18 protein-coding genes are annotated in these 21,538 nt (G+C 60.2%); 12 read left to right on the top strand and 6 right to left on the bottom strand.

What is annotated here, in order from left to right; all coding sequences use genetic code 11:
- Positions 1-179 precede the first annotated feature (179 nt).
- Positions 180-3,560 carry a cyclic nucleotide-binding domain-containing protein gene (locus tag A6A03_RS07105; protein ID WP_066785542.1) on the bottom strand — a complete coding sequence of 1,127 codons (3,381 nt, stop codon included), beginning with the start codon at positions 3,558-3,560 and terminating at the stop codon, positions 180-182.
- Positions 3,561-4,347: 787 nt separating this feature from the next.
- Between A6A03_RS07105 and A6A03_RS07100 the strand changes: the two genes are divergently transcribed.
- Both A6A03_RS07100 and A6A03_RS07095 read left to right on the top strand, forming a co-directional pair.
- A complete protein-coding gene (locus A6A03_RS07100) occupies positions 4,348-5,289 on the top strand; it encodes a TIGR01777 family oxidoreductase (RefSeq protein ID WP_066785539.1) in 942 nt (313 codons plus the stop codon).
- A gap of 166 nt (positions 5,290-5,455) precedes the next feature.
- Positions 5,456-6,634, top strand: a complete 1,179-nt coding sequence (locus A6A03_RS07095) for a S1C family serine protease (protein WP_066785537.1) — start codon at positions 5,456-5,458, stop codon at positions 6,632-6,634.
- Between the two features lie 43 nt (positions 6,635-6,677).
- Here the strand turns inward: A6A03_RS07095 and A6A03_RS07090 are convergent, their stop codons facing one another.
- A complete protein-coding gene (locus A6A03_RS07090) occupies positions 6,678-7,322 on the bottom strand; it encodes an NUDIX hydrolase (RefSeq protein WP_066785656.1) in 645 nt (214 codons plus the stop codon).
- Between the two features lie 138 nt (positions 7,323-7,460).
- Between A6A03_RS07090 and A6A03_RS07085 the strand changes: the two genes are divergently transcribed.
- On the top strand, positions 7,461-8,813 hold the full coding sequence (locus A6A03_RS07085) for an aminotransferase family protein (RefSeq protein ID WP_066785535.1): 1,353 nt from the start codon (positions 7,461-7,463) through the stop codon (positions 8,811-8,813).
- A gap of 43 nt (positions 8,814-8,856) precedes the next feature.
- On the opposite strand, the gene panC is transcribed toward A6A03_RS07085, so the two are convergent.
- Positions 8,857-9,699 carry a pantoate--beta-alanine ligase gene (panC, locus tag A6A03_RS07080; protein WP_066785533.1) on the bottom strand — a complete coding sequence of 281 codons (843 nt, stop codon included), beginning with the start codon at positions 9,697-9,699 and terminating at the stop codon, positions 8,857-8,859.
- Positions 9,700-9,926: 227 nt separating this feature from the next.
- The gene (gene panB / locus A6A03_RS07075; protein WP_066785530.1) at positions 9,927-10,787 is read right to left on the bottom strand and encodes a 3-methyl-2-oxobutanoate hydroxymethyltransferase; all 861 of its coding nucleotides are present in this window, start codon (positions 10,785-10,787) and stop codon (positions 9,927-9,929) included.
- Between the two features lie 391 nt (positions 10,788-11,178).
- Here panB and A6A03_RS07070 point away from each other — a divergent pair, with 391 nt between their 5' ends.
- The gene (locus tag A6A03_RS07070; RefSeq protein ID WP_066785527.1) at positions 11,179-12,117 is read left to right on the top strand and encodes an alpha/beta fold hydrolase; all 939 of its coding nucleotides are present in this window, start codon (positions 11,179-11,181) and stop codon (positions 12,115-12,117) included.
- A 6-nt stretch (positions 12,118-12,123) separates the two neighbouring features.
- Here the strand turns inward: A6A03_RS07070 and A6A03_RS07065 are convergent, their stop codons facing one another.
- Entirely contained in the window at positions 12,124-13,119 is a 996-nt protein-coding gene (locus A6A03_RS07065) for a TerC family protein (RefSeq protein WP_066785523.1), read from the bottom strand.
- 352 nt (positions 13,120-13,471) lie between these two features.
- On the opposite strand from A6A03_RS07065, the gene A6A03_RS07060 reads away from it, so the two are divergent.
- A complete protein-coding gene (locus A6A03_RS07060; RefSeq protein ID WP_066785521.1) occupies positions 13,472-14,581 on the top strand; it encodes a calcium/sodium antiporter in 1,110 nt (369 codons plus the stop codon).
- 68 nt (positions 14,582-14,649) lie between these two features.
- On the opposite strand, the gene A6A03_RS07055 is transcribed toward A6A03_RS07060, so the two are convergent.
- Positions 14,650-15,027, bottom strand: coding sequence for a cupredoxin domain-containing protein (locus A6A03_RS07055; RefSeq protein WP_066785518.1), 378 nt, complete (start codon positions 15,025-15,027; stop codon positions 14,650-14,652).
- 417 nt (positions 15,028-15,444) lie between these two features.
- Here A6A03_RS07055 and mbhE point away from each other — a divergent pair, with 417 nt between their 5' ends.
- Genes mbhE through mnhG form a run of 7 tightly spaced genes read left to right on the top strand, consistent with a single transcriptional unit; the run spans position 15,445 to position 21,333 of the window.
- Positions 15,445-17,817 carry a hydrogen gas-evolving membrane-bound hydrogenase subunit E gene (mbhE, locus tag A6A03_RS07050; RefSeq protein ID WP_066785516.1) on the top strand — a complete coding sequence of 791 codons (2,373 nt, stop codon included), beginning with the start codon at positions 15,445-15,447 and terminating at the stop codon, positions 17,815-17,817.
- Complete coding sequence (locus A6A03_RS07045; protein WP_066785513.1) at positions 17,753-18,292, top strand: Na+/H+ antiporter subunit B; 540 nt, start codon at positions 17,753-17,755, stop codon at positions 18,290-18,292. The genes mbhE and A6A03_RS07045 overlap by 65 nt, the downstream gene beginning before the upstream one ends.
- The gene (locus A6A03_RS07040) at positions 18,289-18,639 is read left to right on the top strand and encodes a sodium:proton antiporter (RefSeq protein WP_066785510.1); all 351 of its coding nucleotides are present in this window, start codon (positions 18,289-18,291) and stop codon (positions 18,637-18,639) included. The genes A6A03_RS07045 and A6A03_RS07040 overlap by 4 nt, the downstream gene beginning before the upstream one ends.
- A gap of 15 nt (positions 18,640-18,654) precedes the next feature.
- Complete coding sequence (locus A6A03_RS07035) at positions 18,655-20,172, top strand: proton-conducting transporter transmembrane domain-containing protein (RefSeq protein ID WP_066785507.1); 1,518 nt, start codon at positions 18,655-18,657, stop codon at positions 20,170-20,172.
- Positions 20,173-20,182: 10 nt separating this feature from the next.
- Positions 20,183-20,695: a Na+/H+ antiporter subunit E gene (locus A6A03_RS07030; protein WP_066785506.1), complete on the top strand. Its 513-nt coding sequence runs from the start codon at positions 20,183-20,185 to the stop codon at positions 20,693-20,695.
- A gap of 12 nt (positions 20,696-20,707) precedes the next feature.
- Positions 20,708-20,977 (top strand): MrpF/PhaF family protein, encoded by a 270-nt coding sequence (locus tag A6A03_RS07025; RefSeq protein ID WP_066785503.1) that lies wholly within the window; start codon positions 20,708-20,710, stop codon positions 20,975-20,977.
- Entirely contained in the window at positions 20,977-21,333 is a 357-nt protein-coding gene (gene mnhG / locus A6A03_RS07020) for a monovalent cation/H(+) antiporter subunit G (protein ID WP_066785501.1), read from the top strand. Before A6A03_RS07025 ends, mnhG begins: the two co-directional genes overlap by 1 nt.
- Positions 21,334-21,538: the final 205 nt, after the last annotated feature.

Here is a 21,538-nt window from a genome sequence, read left to right as displayed (position 1 = left end):
TTGGGGGTGGGGGCATTGCCAAAGCCGCAGAGGGCGCAAAGCACGCGAAGGTGATGGGGCAAGGGGGTGAATGTGGGGGGCGTTTACCCTCTCTGCGCCCTCCGCGCTCTCTGCGGTAAAAACCCCTCTGCGCCCTCCGCGCTCTCTGTGGTAAGGTAAAAAAACTTCGCTCTCCGCGGTCAACTCCCCCCGCGCGCTTTCAGCTCAAGCAATCGCCCGCTGCTGATCTGTTCGAGCTTGCGCGTGAGCCGGTCGCCGCCCAAGATTAACTGCGCCACTGCCTGATGCGGAATGGCAATCAGCTCAAGCGGCGTGATCGCCACCACGCTAGCGATCGGCAATGTCCCACGCAACAGCTCCATCTCGCCAAAAAATTCCGCCGGGCCGAGCCGCGCCACCAGTCGCGCCGGCCCGCGCGGCCCCTGTTCGGTCTCTTCCTGCCGCAACACCGCAACCTGACCTTGCGCAATAATATAGAGTTTGCCGCTCGCCCGCCCCTGCCGGATAATCACCTGCCGCGGGGCAACCGTCATCTGTTCGGCGTTACGGGACAGCTCGCGCAGTTGGGCGCGCGGTACATCGGCCAGCAACGGCACCCGCTCAAGCAGTCGCATGCGGTTCAGCAGTTCAGCCCCCTCCGCAGTATGCGGCGCCGCTTCGCGCAGCATCCGTTGCAATTCGCCCGCTGGCAAGTACAGCAGATCACTCTCAATGCTGGCCCGATATTCGCACTCCGTCACCCCTTGGCCTTGCAACTCGCCAAAATAGTCGCCACGGTGCAGTTCGCGCACCACATCGCCATTTCGCTCCAACACTTCACCTGCCTCGATCACCCAAATCCCGCGCGGCGGTTCGCCGGCGCGCAGCAACATCTCGCCGGCAGCCACCCGTTGCGGCACAAAGGCCGCCGCTAGCTCGTGCAACTCACGATCGTCGCAGGTGGCAAACAGCTCAATCTGGCGCAGCAAGCGCAGGCGCGCTTCCCGCGCATCGCCAAACGCCTGTGAGATTTCGTTAGCCCACGGCATCTGGGCAAGGCAGTGCCGGTCAAGCGCCTCGCGTTCCGGCCACGGCAAGGCGTCATACGATGCGAGCAGCGCGCGGCGGGCAAACGCCCGTCCCGCCAGTTGTTCCAGCGTCGTGACGGTGTAACGCAGAATCTCGGCATAACGTGCTGCTTGCGTATCGAGCGGCATCGCCAGCACCGTCGGACTGATCCGCACTTGATCGCGATCAAAGGTGATTTCCCAGTTGGCCGTCGCCGCCAGCACATCCATCCGGTTATCTAGCGCGCTGGTGCGCTGCACGCCGTAGTTTGCCCGCAACAGGCGGTACATACCGATGTACATGTGACGGAAGGCATCTTGCAGCCGCACCTTCTCACCCAACGCCGGTTGCAACGGCCAGCTCAACCCGCTCAGGCTGATGCTGCGCAAGGTAACGAGGTGGGTGGCCCACGCCGCTGCCCACAAGCCGGCGGCCAACACCAGCAGCGCCAACGCCGGTGGCGTGTTTCGCCACACCGGCAACAATTCCAGCAAATAGCTGCCGATTTGGATCAGAATGCCAAACCAGAGCAACAGCCAGCTCCAGAAGAGCCGCGCATCGCGCAAACTAATGAGCAGCGGCAAGAGCAACGCTTGCCCGATTACACCGCTGTAAATCGGCACAGCAGCGATCAAGGCCCACAACGGGCTATACTCGGGGTGCGCCACGCGGATGATTTCGGCAGCGGTTGCGCCGGCGGGGAAGGCGAGGGTGAGCAGAAAGGCGCTGGCGATCAATTCACCGCTGCGCTGTTGGTGCAAATCCACATCGAGCAGCGCGACAAAACCGGCCAAGAGCAGCAGCGCATAGCCAGCAATCTCCATCCCCGACCAGAGCCGTACTGCATCAGGGGCGAGCAAATATCCCGCCTGCGCCACCATTTCGATCACGCTGATCAGCAAGAAGCTGGCCAGCGCCCGCCCGATCCACGCCCCTTCGTAGTCGCGTTGCAGGTACCATTGAGTAATAACCGCCACTACCCACAGCGTGGTCAGCAAAGCGCCGGTTCCCCAACTCAGCCCGAAACGCAGCGGCAAGAGGCTAACCGCCAATGCCAGCGCGCCAAACGCGCTCGCCACAATCAGCGGGTTACGCCCATAACCGCGCCGGGCCAGCCACTCGGCAGCGACCCGGATCATCCCCCATCCAGCTAACACCACCCCGACCGCCAACGGCGCGATGACCAGCACAAACAGCGCCACCGCCAGCAGCCGCCCGAACCAGCCCCCGGCCCACAATTCGCTGACCATACTGGCGAATTGGCGTTGCCAAAAGAGGGTTGCCATCACGATCGCCACGCCGGTGTAGATCGCGCTCAGCAAGCCATAGCCGGCGAAGATGCGCTCTTCTTGGTTGAGCGCTGCGCCAGTGCGGAGTTTTTGCCAGAACGGGCCGCCGATAAAGGCGAGCGCCCGGTTGCGCAGATTCGGCAAGCGCAAAGCGTCAACCAGAATGAAATAGCCATCGAGTTCAAGCAACGGGTTGAAGTTAAATAGCGCCGTCAGGTACGAAGCAGTCGCAATCCGGCGCATCCACACCCCGGCGAGGGTGTCAGGCGCGGCCCATGCGATGATCGCGGCAATCGATCCGATCAGTAAATCGCAGAGCGGGCCGGCTAGCGACACCAGAATGCGCGCATGGCGCGGTGCGAGCCAAATGTCGCTGGTATCGACAAACGCTGCCGGCATGCCGAAATAGAGCATAATCCCCGCTCGCGGCACATGCCGGCCAAAGTGTTTCACCGCCAAGCCGTGGGCAATTTCGTGCAAGGTGAGGGTGATAAACAGTGCAATGCCCAACATCAAAAAGTCGAGCGCAAACTGTTCGCCACTGATCAGGTCGCTGCCGCTCACGCCCGGCAAAAAGTAGCAGATCACGCCGATCACGGTGATGATGCCGAGCAATCCGGCAAAGAAGCGGTTGAACAGCCAGCGCCCAATCCAGCGGTACAATCCGTCAAACAGCGCATCAGCGCCGGTAAACGCAAAACTCCGCCCATGGGTGAGGCTAAGGAGGCGTTGGCCTAAGCCCTCCGCCGTGCGCTGTTCGAGCTGGGTGCGTAGACGCTGGTAGATGCCGGTTGGGGTGTCGGTTAGAAATCCCTGTGTGCGCAACGAATCGACTAAATCGGCGATGGGCAACAATTGCTTAAAGCGCAGAAAGCCCATCGTCGCTAATTGGGCAATCGTCCGGCTGCCGTCCATCGCCTGCCAAATCTCACGCTCAGCGGCGCTCAGGCGCAGGTAATGCCCGCTCGGACTACGCAGCACCGTTACCTGCTGGCCGCCTTCGTTCAGCGTCTCTTCGATCACCCCTTCGATCCGCTGAGGCCGGTATTGGGCCGGGTCGGCGCGTTGGCGCAAAATGCTCCACACCCCGCCTTCGCCGGCTGGGTGGGTGGCCAGCCGGCGTTGCAGGCTCTGATAGAGGGTGCGGCGCTGGTCGCTCGGAGCAGTCACCTGCTCTTCGAGTGTAGACCAAAAGCGGCGTTGGGGGCGCAAGGTTTGTGCCATGCCGGTGCGCAGAATTTCAGCGTGAGAATCCGGTCTGCCATTAGTATGAACGGCCAATCTGCGTTGCCTTTACATCATAAGAGCGAAGTCGTGATTTGCCAAACCTGTTTTTCGTTTTGTATTGCGAGCGAAGATATCCCTCACAGCACGCTTCCGCTTCAGCAATGGCAATCCTTGCTATGGAGCGCGGCAGTTAAACTGCCGCATTCCATAACCTTGCGCAGTACCGCACCCTCTCGCTCCCGCGGCGGCAAATCTTTCCCGCCAGCGCCACCCGGCCCACCGGAGCGCGGGCCGCCGGCCCGCACAAACAGGGGTAGTAGGCGCGCTACGGCGGCAACCTAGCGACTCCCCCGCTCCTGCCGTCAGGTGGGAGCGGGGCCGGGGGGTGAGGGTCAGCAGCTCGCGCAGCGGGCTTCGTAAGCCTAGCCCGGCCCTTCAGGGCCGGGTGCTGGACAAAGGTTCTGTCCGCCCTTGAACGCGCCAGTGGGAGCGGGGGCCGGGGGGTGAGTGTACCCCTCCCCCAGCGGGGGAGGGGCACGGGGTGGGGGCATTCCTCCTCCAGCAGGGGAGCGGGGCTGGGGGGTGAGGGAGTCAACGCAAAGGCACAAAGCAAGCAAAGGTGCAGAGATTGTGAACGCAAAGGCGCAAAGGACGCAAAGAGCGCAAAGGTTGTTATTGTTTGCGCCTTTTGCGTATCTCCCGCTTTGGAGTACGGCAGTTAAACTGCCGCACTCCATAACCGGAACATCATTGACAGTCTCGCCGAACATGGTACGATGCTAATATGAGCACGAAACGCATTGTCATTACTGGGGCGACCGGCTTAATCGGTCGCAAATTGGTCGCCGAACTCCGCAACGATTACGAGCTTGTGATCTTTAGCCGTGATCCGGCCCGTGCCCGTTCGTCGTTGCCCGGCGCTGCCGACTATGTAGCATGGCAACCCGCCGAGCAAGGGCCATGGTTTGCGGCTATCAACGGTGCATGGGGTGTCGTCCATCTCGCCGGCGCACCGATTTCATCCGGCTTGCTCGGTATGCGGTGGACACCCGAATACAAAACGGAGATTCGCAACAGCCGGGTGATCGGCACGCGCGGCATCGTCAACGCGATGGCGGCGGCCCAGCAACGGCCAGCCGTGTTTGTCTGCGCGTCAGCGGTTGGCTACTACGGTTTTTACCGCGATAACACGCCCCTCGATGAGAACTCGCCTCCCGGACGCGATTTTCTGGCGCAGGTCTGCGTGGCATGGGAAGCTGAGGCGGCCAAAGCCGAAGCGTTGGGTGTGCGCACGGTGATGCTTCGCACCGGTCTGGTGCTCGATCCCGATTCGGGGGCATTGCCGCAGATTATGCTACCGTTCAAGCTGCTCACCGGCGGCCCGATTTTGCCCGGCACGCAGGTCTACCCGTGGATCCATCCGGCTGATGAGATCGGCTTGATCCGCTTTGCGCTGGAAAACGAGCGCGTGCGCGGCCCGCTCAACGCCGCCGCTCCCGGTGCGCTGGCCAACCGCGATTTCGCCGCTGTGGTCGGCAAAGTGCTCGGTTCGCCGTCGTGGTTGCCGGTGCCTGAGTTTAGCCTGCGTATCGCCCTCGGCGAAATGGCCGATCTGGTGGTCAATGGCCAAAACGCCGTGCCCCGCAAGGCGCTCGATCTGGGGTATCAGTTCCGCTTCCCCACCCTCGAACCGGCTTTGCGCGATTTGCTTAATATACCGCGTTGAGGTTGTAGCGCACAGACGCTCGCTATCAGCGTCTGTGCGTTACCGCGGACACTCCGATCGAATCTTATCAACTTCTTACTTGCTTCTAACCCAAGATTAAAATTGGCGCGCGATGATACCCGCAGCGATGGCGACGGGTGTCGCCAGAAGCAGAGGAGGTTTGATTATGAATGTCAATCGGCTGGCATTGATCTTTGTCTTTTTGCTTGGCATCTTTATCGGCGTCGCCGGCGGCGGCGCCGCTGGCGGCGTTGCCGGCTATCTCGTTTCGCGCCAAACCGTCGCGCAGGTCTCGGCGACGGTAACATCGCTGCGGACGCAACCGGTCGCGGCGACAACGAATAGCGCCGCTACGCCTGCCCAATCGCCAGCAGTGTCCGATGCAGTGGTCGTCAGTCTGTCGGATGCGATGGTGGAAGCGGTGAAGCGGGTGGCTCCAGCCGTGGTGACGGTCACGGTTGAGAGCAGCACCGGTCGCGGCAGCGGCAGTGGTGTGATTATCAGCAATGATGGCTACATCATCACCAATAATCACGTGGTTGATGGCGGTCGTCGCTACTTTGTGTTGTTCGCCGATGGCGTGCGCCGGCAAGCCAATGTGGTTGGTACTGATGCACTCAACGACATTGCGGTATTGAAGGTTGATGGCGAGGTGCCCGGCGTGGCGGTGATTGGCGATTCGGCAGCGTTGCAACCCGGCGAGACGGTGCTGGCGATCGGCAGTCCGCTCGGCAACTTCCGTAACACGGTGACGGCTGGCGTGGTCAGCGCGCTGAACCGTTCGGTTCCCGGCAGCGGGATGGAGGGCTTGATCCAGACTGACGCGGCTATCAATAGCGGCAATAGCGGCGGCCCGCTCATCAACTTGAAGGGCGAGGTGGTCGGTATTAACACGATGGTTGTGCGCAATGAGCTTGGGTTTGGTTCGAGCGCGCCGGTCGAGGGCTTGGGCTTTGCGGTGCCGAGCAGCATCTTCTCAAACGTGGCCGATCAGATCATCCGCACGGGGCAGGTGCGCTATCCCTTCCTCGGCATTACCTATCTGATGATTGACGGTGAAGTGGCAGCCCTGTACAATCTGCCGGTACAGAACGGCGCGTTTATTAATCCCGGCCTCGGCGGCCAGCCCGCTGTCTTGCCCAACACCGCCGCGGCGCAGGCCGGTCTGCGCGAGGGTGATATTATCACCGCCGTCAATGGCCAACGCCTCGATCACAATACCTCGCTGCGCCAATTGCTGTTGCAGTACCGGCCCGGCGATACGGTCGAATTGACCATCCTGCGTGACGGCCGAGAACAGAATGTGACAGTGACGTTGGGCGAACGCCCCAGCAATTTACGATAACATCCTCATAATCGGTGACAACACCCATCGCATGGCCATCGGTTCACCGTCCCCACCCCGCCCGCTGCAGCCGGGCGACAAATTCGCTCAGCAGCAGGGCGGTGGCCCCCCACACCTTGTACCCGTTGAGGGCGAAAAACGGCACGCGCATGCGCGTGCCATTGCGTTCCCAAATCTCTTCGCGCACCGTCGCCGGATCAAACAGCGCAGCTAGCGGCACCGTAAACACGCTCTCGACCTCTTCCGGGTCGTGGTTCGGCTCAAACGGCGTTGGGTACGCCCCCACGATTGGCGTCAGGTAGTTGTTGCTCGGCGGGATGTAGAAGGTAGTCAACGCGCCGAGCACTTCCACCTGCACCGGATCAACCCCAATCTCTTCGTGCGCCTCGCGCAGCGCCGCGCCGGCAGCGCCGCCATCGCCGGGATCGATCCCGCCTCCCGGCAACGAAACCTCGCCGCGATGAGTAGTGACGCGGCTCGAACGCACCGTGAGCGGCAGGTGCAATTGATCGTCGCGCGGAAAGAGGAGTAGCAACGCCGCCGATTGGCGCGGCGTGACTCCCGGTGGCGGCGTGAATGGGCGCAACGGCGCGCCATCAAGCCGGCGCAGGATCAGCACCTCTTCGAGTGGCGGCGGCGGCCCGGCCAGCGCCTGCCGGATCAATTCAATCTGTGTGCGCCAACGCATAATGCTCTCCATCATCGGAATTCATTGTCCTCTATTGTACTGCGTTCTTGCTCTTCGCCCCATGCTTCGCTTGCCGTCTCTGCGCTTCTCCGCTACAATCCAATCATCAGCACCAGTATTTCCCACGAGGAGGCGCGCGTGTACAACCTGCAGGAACAGATTCAGGCCGATCATGACTATCTGATCCACTCGCTCACCCATCCGACGGCGCATCAGAACCCGAAAATTTGGGTGGCTGGCCGTGGATCGATTGTAATCGACGCCGAAGGGCGCGAGTATATCGATGGCCTGAGCGGGCTGTGGAATGTGAATGTCGGCCATGGGCGCGAAGAGCTGGCCGAAGCCGCTTGCGCGCAGATGAAGCAATTGGCCTATTATTCGTCGTATGTTGGTTCGACCAATCTGCCCGCTATTCAGTTGGGGCGGAAACTGAGCGAACTCTTTTACCCCAGCATCAACCACTTCTTCTTCACCTCCGGCGGCGCCGAGAGCACTGAAAGCTCGTTTAAGACGGCCCGTTTCTACTGGAAGGCGGTTGGCAAGCCAGAGAAGGTGAAGTTCATTTCCCGCATGAAGGGCTACCACGGCGTGACGATGGCCGCTATGAGCGCCACCGGCTTGCCGGCTTACTGGCCGATGTTTGAGCCGCGCGTGCCCGGTTTTATCCATATCGAGTCGCCTTACCCCTACCGTTTTGTCAATCCGACCCCGCACCTCAGCGATGGCGTGGCCGCCGCCAATCTGCTCGAAGAGGCGATCCTGCGTGAAGGACCGGAAACCGTCGCCGCCTTTATTGCCGAGCCGGTGCAAGGCGCCGGTGGCGTCATTCCGCCCCAAGACGACTATTTCAAGCGGATCCGCGAGATTTGCGATTACTACGAGGTGCTGCTGATCAGCGACGAGGTGATTACCGGCTTTGGCCGCACTGGGCGCTGGTTTGGGCTAGAGCACTACGGCATCGAACCCGACATTGCCCAATTTGCCAAGGGGATCACGTCGGGCTACATTCCGCTCGGCGGCATTGGCGTCAGTGACCGCATCTACGAAGCTATCGAGTCGGTTCCGCCCGATAAGCGCTGGATGCACGCCTTTACCTATTCCGGCCACCCGACCGCCTGTGCGGTGGCGTTGGCCAATATCGCCATTATCGAGCGGGAAGGGCTGGTGCAGCGCGCCGCCGAAGTAGGCGATTACATGCAGCGCCGGCTGCAAGAGCTGTATGCGCTGCCGCACGTCGGCGACGTGCGCGGCAAAGGCATGATGGCCGGCATCGAGCTGGTGGCCGATACCGCCACCAAAGCGCCCTTCCCAGCCAGCGCCAATGTTGGCGTGCGGGTGCAGAAAGAGATGACCGCGCGTGGTCTCTTCACCCGCGTTGTCGGCGATACCATCTGCCTCGCCCCGCCGTTGGTCACCACCTATGAGCAGATCGACCAAATTGTCACCATCATCGCCGATGCCATCGAGGCCACCATCGCCGCCACCCGGTAGGAGTACAGCGCGCTGTGCCTTGTGGGCACAGCGCGCTACGCCCCTACCTCATCCCTTCCAGCACCCAGTTATCGATTAACCGCACGCCATCGAATCGCACCGCCATCGAGAGCAGCGCCCCCTCTAGCCCAATCTGATCCAGCTCGCGCAGGGTCAGCGGGTGGGCCACGCTCACATACTCCGGCTTCGCCAACGGTTCAGCCGCCAGCACCTCGCGCATCAACGCGCGCAACGCCTCACCGCTGCGCTCACCGGCGGCGTAGCGTTCGGCGGCGGCCCGCAATGCCCGGTAAAGCACCGGCGCGGCAGCGCGTTGCGCAGGGGTGAGGTACACATTCCGGCTGCTCAGCGCCAGCCCGTCCGGTTCGCGCACCGTCGGCGCGACCACGATCTCGACCGGAATATTCAAGTCACGTACCATCTGCCGGATCACCACCGTCTGTTGCGCATCCTTCTGGCCGAAGTAGCTCTTGGTTGGCTGCACGATGTTAAACAACTTGCACACTACCGTCGCCACACCGCGAAAGTGGCCGGGCCGGGCCGCGCCTTCCAGCACTTCATCGGCGGCGGGTTGGATGACATACGTGCCAAAGCCGGGTGGGTACATCTCTTCCACCGGCGGCACAAAGACCAGATCAACCCCGGCGGCGGCGAGCAACGCCAAGTCGCGCTCGGTATCGCGCGGGTAACGGGCAAAATCTTCGTGCGGCCCAAACTGGGTTGGGTTGACGAAGATGCTGACTGCCACCGCCGGGCATTCAGCGCGCGCCCGCTCGACGAGCGCCAAGTGACCTTGGTGGAGATAGCCCATCGTCGGTACAAAGCCTAATTCGCCAAAGGCCGCGCGCGCGCGGCGGAAATCGGCGATAGTATGTAGTACTTCCATACGATTCCTCATTGAACAGATGTGATAAGGTTCGCATGTCATTGCGAGTCGCCGCCAGCAGTGCGGCAATTGCCTGATTGAGCGCGAGAGATTGCTGGCAAGAGCGCGCTAGGTCGCCGCTTAGTACGGCCCATCCGCGGCCCGCCATCTACGCCTGTGGATCGACCCCGCAATTGAGCCGGTCAGCGCAGTGCGGCTCAGGTGCTACGCCCTTCCTAGCGGCACAATCAGACTGGTTCCTCTGACGGTGCGCCGGCGTCGAACTGGCGCAACGCCGCCGCCAGTTCGTCTGCATCCATCCGGCTGCTATGTTCGGGGCCGGGGAAGGCGCCGGCGCGCACATCATTGGCGTATTGGGCCAGCGCCTCGCCGATGATAGCGGCGAGATTGGCGTAACGGCGCGCATGGCGGGGCACAAAATCGCTGTACAGGCCGAGCATATCGTGCCAGACCTGCACCTGCCCGCTACAGCCGGCGCCGGCCCCGATCCCGATCGTCGGAATCCGTAGCCGTTCGGTAATCGCTTGCGCGAGTTCGGCAGGCACCAGCTCGATCACAACCGCAAAGGCGCCGGCCTCTTGCACGGCCAGCGCGTCGGCCAGCAACTGCTGCGCCTCGGCGGCGCGTTTACCTTGCACCCGCAACCCAATTTGGTTGACCGCTTGCGGGGTAAAGCCAATATGCCCCATCACCGGAATTCCCAAATGCACTAGCCGGGCAATCGTCGGTGCGATATGCACACCACCTTCCAGCTTCACCGCTTGCGCGCCCGCCTCTTGTAGCATCCTCCCGGCGCTGATGACGGCCTGTTCGGGCGAGGCGTAGGTTAAAAACGGCAGATCACCCACGACCAACGCCTTGCGCGCACCGCGCACGACGGCGCGGGTGTGATGCAACATCTCGTCGAGTGTCACCGGCACCGTCGATTCGTGGCCTAAGACCACCATCCCCAGCGAATCGCCGACCAAAATCATAGGAATGCCAGCGCGATCGGCGATTTGCGCCGAAGTATAGTCATACGCGGTCACCATCGGGATCCGCTCGCCGCGATCGCGCATCTGCTGAATATCACGAATGGTTGTGCGCATTGCCGGCTCCTCTTGGTAGTCATTCGTTGCCGGTCATTCCGGCATGCCCGATTGTAGCACGGAATAGTGAGGGGGGTGATAGCAGGATAGAGCAGGAGAGGGTTTGGTGACAGCGCAGGGCTAAACCATAGTGATATTATGTGTAAATATGGCGTAAGCGTGATGTAGCGGGTGAAATGTGGCTCTTTTGTATGATGAGCCTTGTTACTAAAGAAGATACAACTTTTTGTGAATCGAAATAATGAGTGATTTATTCAGCACGCGGTCTGGTTTATTTAAAATCGGTCAACAATTTTGTTGTAGTAGTTTAGCGCCCAATTCTCAAAATGTTTGACATATCAGAATAGGTAGCATAAAATATAGCAAAGTTGCTTGCCCATGAGCCAATGCTATGCAGAGAAATCCCACGATGGACATCCCCCCCATGTTGGTGCCGTATGCTCGCCGGATTGCTCTTCGTGATCTCGAACTATTTTATTACGATACCGGCGCTGCTCAGGCGCCAACGCTCCTGCTCATTCACGGGTTAGGCGATGAAGCCGATACATGGCGGTCTATCATTCCGTCACTCGCGCAGCGCTATCGCGTCATTGCGCCTGATCTACCCGGTTTTGGCCGCAGTTCCGGCCCTAAAAGCGGTTACAGCCTAACCTTCTTTGCCCGCGCGATGGCCGAATTTATGGCGGCGCTCGGTTTGCAGCAGGTAACGTTAGTTGGCCATTCATTGGGGGCAATGATTGCGCAGCGTCTGAGCATAGGCTTGCCTCAGCTCATCCAACAGCAAATTCTGATCAGCGGCTGCTTGCCGATCAAACGCCAATTTCCACGCCGCTGGCTGTGGCCGCTCTTATTGCCGGGGGTGGGCGAGTTGATGTTGGCCGGTATGCGACGCTCGCGTGAGCTGGCCTTCCAGAGCTTGCGCCCATTCTACTTCAATCTCTACGAATTGCCGGCGCGCGAGCAGCGGTTTCTGCGCCGCCGGGTGTGGGCGCGGCTGTGCCAAGCGCGCCAACGCCGGGCAACCCTCTCGGCGTTGCGCTGGCTGGCGGTTGATGCGCTCTTCCGCGCTGATCAATATCTCGATCTGGTCAGTGAATGTCCGACGCCGACTATTCTCATGGCTGGCGATCATGACATGATCGTCGCAGGCGAATGTATCGAGGCCACCGAAGTGGTGCTCGAAGGGCGCGGGCAGTATATCCATCTTGAATGTTGCGGCCATATGCCTCAGCAGGAATGCCCTGACCAGATCGGTGAATTGATCGCAGAGCTGGTTCCTGCTGGGCACGATGATGAAGCCGATTGGCGCAACGAACATTCAGACGGCTAGACGAGGCTACGATGAGGCGGCATGTTCACCGGCTTCCGCCCCGCGCGCTCGCACCAATGAGGCAATAATCGACACGGCAATAATCGTGGCGACGACCCCCAACGACACCCCGGTCGGGATCTTCCAGCTCACGCCAACGATCGCTGCGCTGAGATCAGGCAACAGCATCTTGACCCCGACAAACGCCAGCACCACCGATAGCCCTAGCTTGAGGTAGTGGAAGAGGTGGACGACGCCGGCTAGCACAAAGTAGAGCGCGCGCAACCCCAGAATGGCGCAGACGTTTGAGGTGTAGACGATAAACGGATCTTGCGTCACCGCAAAGATGGCCGGAATCGAGTCGATGGCGAAGATGAGGTCAGTGGTTTCGACCATCACCAGCACCAGCAAGAGCGGGGTCGCCATCAATACGCCATTCTGGCGGGTCAGAAACTTCTGGCCGTCGTAGCGATCGCTAATCGGCATAAAGCGGCGGAACAGGCGCACCACCGGGTTCTTCTCCGGCTCGATCTGCTCATCTTGGGCCGTGGCCATACGAATGCCGGTAAAGATCAGGAACGCGCCGAAGATCCAGATAATCCAGTGGAATTGCTTGATCAGCGCCGCGCCGGCCAAAATCATCGAACCGCGCATGATCAGCGCACCCAGAATGCCCCAGAAGAGCACCCGATGCTGGTATTTAGCCGGTACCGCAAAGTACGAGAAGATCAGCACAAAGACGAAAATGTTATCAACGCTTAACGCTTTCTCGATCAGATACCCGGTTAAGAAGGCCAGCCCGGCATCGCTCGCGCTGAGCGAGCTATTCGGCATGATGGTATCCCAGAAGAGGTACAACCCCAGATTCAAGAGCAAGGCCAACGAAACCCAAACGACGCTCCAGATGGCTGCTTCGCGCAGGGAAACTTCGTGCGCTTCCCGGTGAAAGACGCCTAAATCAATTGCGAGCAGGGCCAAGACAAAAAGATTAAAGCCGACCCAGACCCATACTGCATCGAACATGGTTTTGCTTCTCCCTGTGCATGTGATACGTTTTATCACAATAAAAAAGCGAGCCGACGGCAGCTCACCACTGCGCCGGTCTCGCCAGTCTGGTACTCCAGTACTCGATGCAACCGGGAATGCGAGGATTCCGTCTTGACGATTGCATCAACCTGCCCGAAGCAGGCGGCTACTCCCCAACGGTTTGCACTATAGCGTATTTTTGCCGTTTCTGATAGGGGAAAATTTCCCACCCATGCTACGGGTGGGCGGTAGCTATGATGGCGAAGAACCGCCCTCGCCAAGTTCGTTCTTTATCGATATACTAAACAATTGTGTATATTGGTTTAGGAATCAACAATGGACATGCCGTATGGATGTGATCACAATCGGGTTGCTTATTGGCGGGCTGGCGCTGCTCACGGTCGGCGGTGAACTATTAGTGCGCGGTTCGAGCCAGTTGGCGGCGCTGGCCGGTATTTCGCCGCTAGTGATTGGGTTGACGGTGGTGTCGTTTGGCACCAGTTCGCCGGAATTGGCCGTCAGCATTCAGGCTGGCTTGGCCGGCAAGAGCGATATTGCGGTCGGCAATGTGGTGGGGAGTAACATTTTCAACATTCTCTTCATTCTCGGTGCGTGCGCAGTGATTAGCCCGCTGATCGTAGCGGTGCAGCTCATCCGGCGCGAGGTGCCGTTTATGATTGCCGTTTCGCTGCTGCTGGCCGGCCTTGCGCTCGATGGCAACGTCGGCTTGTTGGATGGCGTGCTCTTGTTTGGCTTGCTGATCGGCTATACGGTGTGGTCAATCTACGCCAGCCGGAAAGAGAGCGCCGAGGCGCGGGCTGAATTTGCCCAAGAGTTCGGTCCGGAGAAGTTGCCGGCGCAGGGTGGCGCCAAGGTATGGCTGACCAGCATCGGTTTTATCGTGATCGGGTTGGGCTTGCTGGCCCTTGGCTCGAACTGGCTGGTCGAGGGCGCAACCACGCTGGCGCGAGCCTTTGGGGTGAGTGATGTGATTATTGGCTTGACCATCGTGGCGGCAGGCACTTCGCTGCCCGAAGTGGTTGCTTCGATTGTGGCCACCCTCAAGGGCGAGCGTGATATTGCGATCGGGAATGTCATCGGCAGCAATGTCTTCAATATTCTCGGCATTCTCGGCCTTGCCGCGCTGGTGACACCCGGCGGCTTGACGGTCGCCCCCTCGATCATTACCTTCGACCTGCCGGTGATGATCGCGGTTGCGTTTGCGGCGCTGCCAATCTTTGTCACCGGCCTTAGCATTAATCGTTGGGAAGGGGCGCTCTTCCTTGGGTACTATGTGGCATATACCGCCTACCTGATCTTGGCTGCTACCCAGCACGATGCCTTGCCGGCCTTCAGCAGCGTGATGGCGCTGTTTGTGTTGCCGATCACGGCGATTACGTTGCTGGTGTTGGCGCTCAATGCGGTGCGGCGGCGCGATTGGGCGACGCCGGGGGCGTAATCGCAGGCCGCGCGGGGTGATCCGCACGGCTATGGGAGCCGCACGGCCGTGCGGCTCTACCGGGGGTTTTACGGCAATACGACCAGTACCCCTTGTTGGGCTTCGTGGCCGGGGATGCGGCAATAAAACCGGTATTCGCCGGGGGCGGGGGCGCGGAAGGCCAGAATCGCGTCTACCCCCGGATCAGCCGAAACGGTGCGATCGCCGCTCGGCAGCTCGATGGTCAGGCTGTGGACGACTTGGCCGCGGTTGCGCAGCCGGAGAAAAATCTGTTCGCCGGTTTGGGCTTCGACCCGATCCGGATCAAAGCGCATCTCGGTGGCGGTCACTTCGATCGTGCGTTCGCGCAATGGCTCGCCGCAAGCAGTGAGGAATGCTAATCCGATCAGGATGATGCCGGCGGCGAATAGTATCCGGTGCAGGCGTGATTGGATGGCAGTTTTCATGGGATCGTACTCTTCAGCTTATGGATCACGGTCGCTTCGCCATAACTGTACCAGAAATAGGCGCGGTGATGGTAGAGGCATCGTCTTGTGACAGTTCAACCATTTTCGGGTACAATGGCAGCAGACCCAAACCCTTGTGGAATGTTGAGTGATGAATCTGGCAGCCATGCAGCGATGCCTGTGACCGCGATCGTAGGTCTGGTTTGGCTACAACATCATATCTGGCGCTAGCAGTGATGCGGCGAGATAGGCAACCAATGGGTCGCGGCGCTTGGCGATGATGATCTGCCTAACTCGCACAATGACACACTACCGATCGTTGAAACTTGCTGCATTGCGCCGGTGAGGATGGATCGAGCCGGCGCCGGTGTTCTATCACGGTATTGGATTGGTTTCTGCACGTTGGTCGAGGGGAGCATGCTCTATCCGCTTGTGTTGATTGCGTTGGCTGCTGCGCCGCTGGCGTTGTTGGCCCGCTTGCCCGGTCGTGATCGCATCGCGTGGGGCTTGGCCCTCATTCCATTGGCGATCTTTGGCTTGACCTTGGCGCAGGCCGGGCCAGTGTGGGAAGGCGGCCAGATCGTCGAACGGATCGCGTGGGTGCCGGCTCTTGGGCTTGATCTGAGTTTTACCCTCGATGGCTTGAGCCTGCTCTTTACGCTGATTATCACCGGTATCGGCACGTTGATCGTCGGCTACGCCGGCCATTACCTCGGCGCTGATAGCGGCCTTGGCCGGTTTTTAGCCTACATGATGCTGTTTATGGGCGCGATGCTCGGTCTGGTGCTGGCCGGCAACGTGCTGACGATGTTCGTCTTCTGGGAGTTGACTTCGGTTACGTCGTACCTGCTGATCGGCTACAAGCACGACTATGCCGATGCGCGGCGCGGCGCGTTGCACTCACTGTTGGTGACCGGCGGCGGCGGGTTGGCGCTGTTGGTCGGGTTGCTGCTGCTGGGGCAGGCCGCCGGCAGCTACGAGCTGCGCGATATTTTGGCTGCCGGCGATGTCTTGCGGGCGCATGCGCTCTACCCGGCGGCGGTAATCTTGATCTTGCTCGGCTGTTTCACCAAATCGGCCCAGATTCCCTTCCACTTCTGGCTGCCGGGGGCGATGCAAGCTCCCACCCCGGCCAGCGCCTTTCTCCACTCGGCGACCATGGTTAAGGCCGGCGTGTATCTGATGGCGCGGCTGAGCCCGGCGTTGGGCGGCACGGCGCTATGGGATGTGACGCTGGCCGTGGTCGGCGGCGCCACGATGACCTTCGCCGCGATTGTGGCGATGCGCCAGTTTGACCTCAAGGCGATGCTAGCCTACACCACGATCAGCATGCTCGGCGCGCTGACGATGCAGATCGGTTTGGGCGGCAAGTATGGCGCTGAAGGGGTGGCGACCAACATCTTGGCCCACGCCCTGTACAAGTCGGCGCTGTTTATGCTGGCCGGCGTGATCGATCACGAGTGCGGCACGCGCGATCTGCGCCGGCTGGGCGGGTTGCGGGCCTATATGCCGCAGACGATGGTGATTACCGCGTTGGCCTTGCTCTCGTTTGGCGGCATTCCGGTGATGTTCGGCTTCGTCGCCAAAGAGTTAATGCTGGAAGCGGCGCTCGAAACCGATCTCGGCGCAACCCTGAGCGTGCTGGCGGTGGCGGCGATCGCGGTGACGGCGGCGGCCTATCTGGTCACTGGTTGGCGGTTATTCAGCAATACCTTCCTTGGCCAGCGCAGCATGGCGGCGATGCAGCAGCACGTCACCGACCCCGTGCCGGGCATGCTGATTGGCCCCGGCGTGCCGGCGGCGCTGTCGCTGATCATTCCGCTGGCCTTGCTAGGGCCAATCAGCGGCTTGATTGGGCCGGCGAGCACGGCCATCTACGGCAAGCCGCTTGAGGTTGAATTAGCCCTTTGGCATGGCGTTAATACGGCGCTGCTGGTCAGTCTTGGCGCGATTGCGGTTGGTGTCGGGTTAGCCCGCTTTGGCGAGCAGTTGGCGAACATGCGTGGCTGGCCGGCATGGTCGCGCGGCGATATGATTTTCGATCGCCTGATTGAGCGCACACTGGCCGGCGCGACGGCGCTGACCCGCACGATCCAAGAGGGTCGCTTGCGCCGTTATATCTTGGTCACGGCGCTAGCGATGCTGCTCTTTGTTGGTGTGCCGTTTGCCAGCTTCGGCCTCGGCGCGATCCGGTTTGATCTCGATCCGCAATTGCAATTCTACGAAGTGCTGGCCGTGGCGCTGATCCCGGTTGGCGTGCTGGCGACGATTCTGGCCCGCACGCGCTTGGGGGCGATTATCGCCGCCGGCGTGGTGGGGGCGATGGTGTCGCTGCTGTTTGTGCTCTTCTCGGCCCCCGATCTGGCGTTGACCCAGTTGCTGATTGAAGTGCTCTCGACCGTCTTCCTGCTGTTGGTCTTTTCGGTCTTGCCGGTGCGGTTCGAGAGCTTTTCAGCCGCGTGGGTGCGCCGCCGCGACGCGATTGTGGCGGCGGCCATGGGCCTCTTGATAACCGGGTTGGTGTTGGCGACGGCGACCAACGATGCGTTCGCGCCCTTGGCCCCCTTCTTCCTTGAGAATAGTCTTGAGAAGGGTAAAGGCGCCAATGTGGTCAACGTAATATTGGTTGACTTCCGCGGCTTTGACACCATGGGCGAAATTACCGTTTTGTTTATTGCTCTGTTAGGCATCTACGGCTTGCTCCGTTTACGACAGGGGAAGAACGATGTTGCACCGGAACGAGTCACCACTGCCGAACCGGCCGCCGAGCCGGTCGACACCAAGAGATAGTGCGCTGTACGATTCGCTGATCCTGCGCACGGTCAGCCGGCTGATGATGCCGCTGCTGTTGCTGCTCTCGATCTATATGCTGCTGCGCGGGCACAATCTACCCGGCGGCGGCTTTATCGGCGGCTTGCTGGCTTCCAGCGCGATCATTCTGCAAATGGTGGCGTTTGGCCCCAAAACGGCCCGGCGCATCTTGCCAGTCAACTATCTGCTATTGGCGGCGTTTGGCGTCTTCTTCGGCGCGATTTGGGGGTTGCCGGCAATGGTTGCCGGTCTGCCCTATATGCAGGCGTTCTGGTTGCCTGAACCGATCCCCGGTGTGGGCAAAATCGGCACGCCGGTGCTGTTTGATATCGGGGTCTACTTTACCGTCATTGGCGTGACGACGAAAATCGCGCTGTTACTGGTTGAAGAGCCGTCACTCTTCCCGTTGCCGGCGATGAAACCAGCGCCGGTCGAGCAAGAGGAGGGGGCATGATTATCTTGTTAGCGATTGCGATCGGATCGCTCTTTGCCGGCGCGACCTATCTGATGTTGCGCCGTTCGGTAGTGAAGCTGATTCTTGGCTTGATTTTGTTGAGCCACGGGGTCAATCTGCTCATTTTTACGATGGGTGATGGGGTGCGCCGCGGGGCGTCGCCACTGGTGGATGCCGCTGGTCAGCCCCCTCCCGGCTCTGCCGATCCGTTGGTGCAGGCGCTGATCCTGACCGCGATTGTGATTAGCTTTGGTTTTACCGCCTTTGTGATGGCGCTGGCCTATCGCTCGAATCAGGCTGTGGGCAGCGACGATCTGGATGATCTCTCGACAACTGACCGGTTGTAGCATAGGAATATAGACATGGTGTTTCATCTCTTTATTCCGATCATCACGCCACTGATCGGGGCGGCGCTGGCCGTCTTGTTCAACCGCCAGCGCATCGTGGCGCGGGCCATCACGCTGATCAGCGTCTTGATCAACCTTGGCTACGGTCTGTGGTTGATGAGCGTGGCGCCAGCAAGCGGGCCATTGGTGGCGCAAGCGTCGGGTTGGCTGGCGCCGTTTGGCATCTCGTTGGTGGCCGATGGCATGAGCGCGCTGATGGTGATGCTGGCCGCGTTGCTGATGCTGACGACCATCCTCTATAGCTTCGCTTCGGTTGACGAGCAACGGGAACAGCACTTTTATTATCCGCTGTTGCTGCTCTTGCTGCTTGGGGTGAGCGGCGCCTTTCTCACCGGTGATCTCTTTAACCTGTACGTCTGGTTTGAAGTGTTGTTGGTGGCGTCGTTTGGATTGATCACGCTCGGCGGCAGCCGTGATCAGCTTGAGGGCGGATTGAAGTATCTGGTGCTCAATCTGCTCGGCAGCACTGCGTTTCTATTTGGTTGCGGCTTGATGTACGGCTTCGCCGGTACGCTCAATATGGCCCATATCGCCGAGCGCATGGCGACCCTCGCCAACCCCGGCTTGCAGACCGTGTTGGCTGGGATTTTTCTGTTTGCGTTCGGCAGCAAAGCCGCGATTGTGCCGCTCTTCTTCTGGCTGCCTACCAGTTATCACACCCCGCCGGTCGCTGTCACTGCTATCTTTAGCGGGTTGATGACGAAGGTTGGCGTCTATGCACTCTACCGGACATTTGGGTTGATGTTCCAGAATGAACTGGCGACCTACGGGCCGTGGCTCACGCTGCTGGCCGGTCTGACGATGGTGATTGGCGTGTTGGGAGCGGTGGCGCAGATGAATGTGCGCCGTATCCTCAGCTTTCACATCATCAGCCAGATCGGGTATAGCGTGATGGGGTTGGGCTTAGCCAGCGCCGCCGGCTTGGCCGCCGGCTTGGTCTTTACTGCGCACGTGATGATTGTCAAAATGGCGCTGTTTTTCATTGGCGGCGCCGCCGAGCAGATCTACGGCACCGGCGATCTGAAGAAGATGGGTGGTTTGGCCCGCCGCGAACCGCTATTGGCGCTGTTCTGGTTCCTTGGCATTTTGTCGCTGGCCGGCATCCCGCCGCTCAGCGGCTTTATCGGCAAGCTGATCCTCTTGCAGGTTGGCGTCAGCCAGCAGGCGTATCTGATCACCGCCGTGGCCGCCGGCACCAGCATTCTGACTTTCTTCTCGATGCTCAAAATCTGGAACGAGGTCTTCTGGAAAAAGTCGTACGATGATGTCAATCGCTTGCCGCGGGTATCGTTCGGGTTGTTGGCGCCGGGAGCGGCGCTGGTGATCCTCAGCGTGGCGCTGGGCTTACTGGCCGGGCCGTTGGTGGATTACAACACGATTGCCGGCCAACAGGCGTTTGACCGCAATGTCTACATTACCGCCGTTTGTGGCGCAGATGGTTGTGAAGCGGTGTATCGGGCGGCGCTGAAGTAAAGGGGGCGGTATGATCGTCTTAGTGCTCATTCTTACCCTCACATGGATGGCGCTGCAAAGCAGCTTTACCTTGCCCGATCTCATCGTTGGCTTGGCCCTTAGCTACGGGATTGTCGCACTGGCGAGCCGCTTTTTGAGCGTTCCCTTTGTCAATGGCGGGCTCGGTCGCCCGCGTATGGATACGCGCAATTACGCCCGCCTAACCTTCAAGTGGATCGCGTTTATTGGGTTTGCGCTGTGGAGTGTAGTAAAGTCGAATATTGACATGGCGCGGATCGTGCTCTTCCGGCGCGTCGCCGATATTCGCCCCGGCATTATCGCCATCCCGCTCGATGTCAAGAGTGATGCCGGGATTACCGTCTTGGCGAATCTGATTACGTTGACGCCGGGCACCGTCTCGCTCGATATTTCGACCGATCGACGCACGATCTACATTCACTGTATTGATGTGCAAGACGCCGATGCGGTGCGCGATGACATCAAGCAGAACTTCGAGCGGCGGGTGATGGAACTGTTACCGTAGGGGTCAATCATCATGACGTTGTTTGAAATGCTGATCGCTGGCTTAATGGGTGTACTGGCGATCTCGATGGTGATCGTGACGGCCCGTTTGCTGATCGGGCCGAGCATTCCTGATCGGGCAATGGCGTTTGACGCGATTATGAACCACGTGGTGGCGTTGGTGGCGCTCTATGTGGTGATTACCGATCAGTTGGCGTTGGTTGATGCGATCTTGATTGTCGCGGTGCTCGGTTTTCTAGGGACGGTGGCCGTGGCGCGCTATATCGAAGAGGGGCGAAGCTGATGGAACTGAAAGAGATCGTGACCTTGGCGCTGGCTGCCATCGGCGTAGGATTTATTTTTATCTCGTCGATCGGGATTATCAAGCTGCCTGATCTGTATACCCGTGTCCACGCTAGCGGCAAGACCGGTACGTTAGGGATTATTGGCGTGCTGTTGGCCGTAGCTGTGCATCATGGCGATCTGATCGCGGCAGCGAAGATGATCGCCCTGATCGCCTTCTTTTGGTTGACGGCGCCGGTGGCGGCGCACATGCTGGATCGAGCCGCCTACCTGACCGGGGTCGAGCGCGCGCCGCAGACGGTGCAAGACGATTTGGCCGGCAAGTATGATGTCGAGCAGGGCCGGTTGCGGTCATAGGGGTTATGCGGCCTGCGGTGCGGGTTGAATAGCCACGAAAAGACACAAGAGGCACAAACAGATGTTTGTGGTATCTTTTGTGGCTCTTGGTGGCTCTGCCCCGACCCTCGTTGCGTTCTTGGCGGCTGCGGGTTGGCCCCCACCCCGTGCCCCTCCCCCGCTGGGGGAGGGGTGGGCAGCACATCTGTCGAGAACCCGGCCCTAA

This window comes from Chloroflexus islandicus, from assembly GCF_001650695.1.
GTDB classification, from domain to species: Bacteria; Chloroflexota; Chloroflexia; order Chloroflexales; family Chloroflexaceae; genus Chloroflexus; species Chloroflexus islandicus.
The sequence above is the reverse complement of the archived record's forward strand: the minus strand, read 5'-3'. Positions and strand labels throughout refer to the sequence as shown.

Excerpts from the sequence above, each read along its gene's own strand:
- A6A03_RS07105 (WP_066785542.1), bottom strand. The coding sequence starts at position 3,560 with ATGGCACAAACCTTGCGCCCCCAACGCCGCTTTTGGTCTACACTCGAA.
- A6A03_RS07100 (WP_066785539.1), top strand. The coding sequence starts at position 4,348 with ATGAGCACGAAACGCATTGTCATTACTGGGGCGACCGGCTTAATCGGT.
- A6A03_RS07095 (WP_066785537.1), top strand. The coding sequence starts at position 5,456 with ATGAATGTCAATCGGCTGGCATTGATCTTTGTCTTTTTGCTTGGCATC.
- A6A03_RS07090 (WP_066785656.1), bottom strand. The coding sequence starts at position 7,322 with ATGCGTTGGCGCACACAGATTGAATTGATCCGGCAGGCGCTGGCCGGG.
- panC (WP_066785533.1), bottom strand. The coding sequence starts at position 9,699 with ATGGAAGTACTACATACTATCGCCGATTTCCGCCGCGCGCGCGCGGCC.
- panB (WP_066785530.1), bottom strand. The coding sequence starts at position 10,787 with ATGCGCACAACCATTCGTGATATTCAGCAGATGCGCGATCGCGGCGAG.
- A6A03_RS07070 (WP_066785527.1), top strand. The coding sequence starts at position 11,179 with ATGCAGAGAAATCCCACGATGGACATCCCCCCCATGTTGGTGCCGTAT.
- A6A03_RS07065 (WP_066785523.1), bottom strand. The coding sequence starts at position 13,119 with ATGTTCGATGCAGTATGGGTCTGGGTCGGCTTTAATCTTTTTGTCTTG.
- A6A03_RS07060 (WP_066785521.1), top strand. The coding sequence starts at position 13,472 with ATGGATGTGATCACAATCGGGTTGCTTATTGGCGGGCTGGCGCTGCTC.
- A6A03_RS07055 (WP_066785518.1), bottom strand. The coding sequence starts at position 15,027 with ATGAAAACTGCCATCCAATCACGCCTGCACCGGATACTATTCGCCGCC.
- mbhE (WP_066785516.1), top strand. The coding sequence starts at position 15,445 with ATGCTCTATCCGCTTGTGTTGATTGCGTTGGCTGCTGCGCCGCTGGCG.
- A6A03_RS07045 (WP_066785513.1), top strand. The coding sequence starts at position 17,753 with ATGTTGCACCGGAACGAGTCACCACTGCCGAACCGGCCGCCGAGCCGG.
- A6A03_RS07040 (WP_066785510.1), top strand. The coding sequence starts at position 18,289 with ATGATTATCTTGTTAGCGATTGCGATCGGATCGCTCTTTGCCGGCGCG.
- A6A03_RS07035 (WP_066785507.1), top strand. The coding sequence starts at position 18,655 with ATGGTGTTTCATCTCTTTATTCCGATCATCACGCCACTGATCGGGGCG.
- A6A03_RS07030 (WP_066785506.1), top strand. The coding sequence starts at position 20,183 with ATGATCGTCTTAGTGCTCATTCTTACCCTCACATGGATGGCGCTGCAA.
- A6A03_RS07025 (WP_066785503.1), top strand. The coding sequence starts at position 20,708 with ATGACGTTGTTTGAAATGCTGATCGCTGGCTTAATGGGTGTACTGGCG.
- mnhG (WP_066785501.1), top strand. The coding sequence starts at position 20,977 with ATGGAACTGAAAGAGATCGTGACCTTGGCGCTGGCTGCCATCGGCGTA.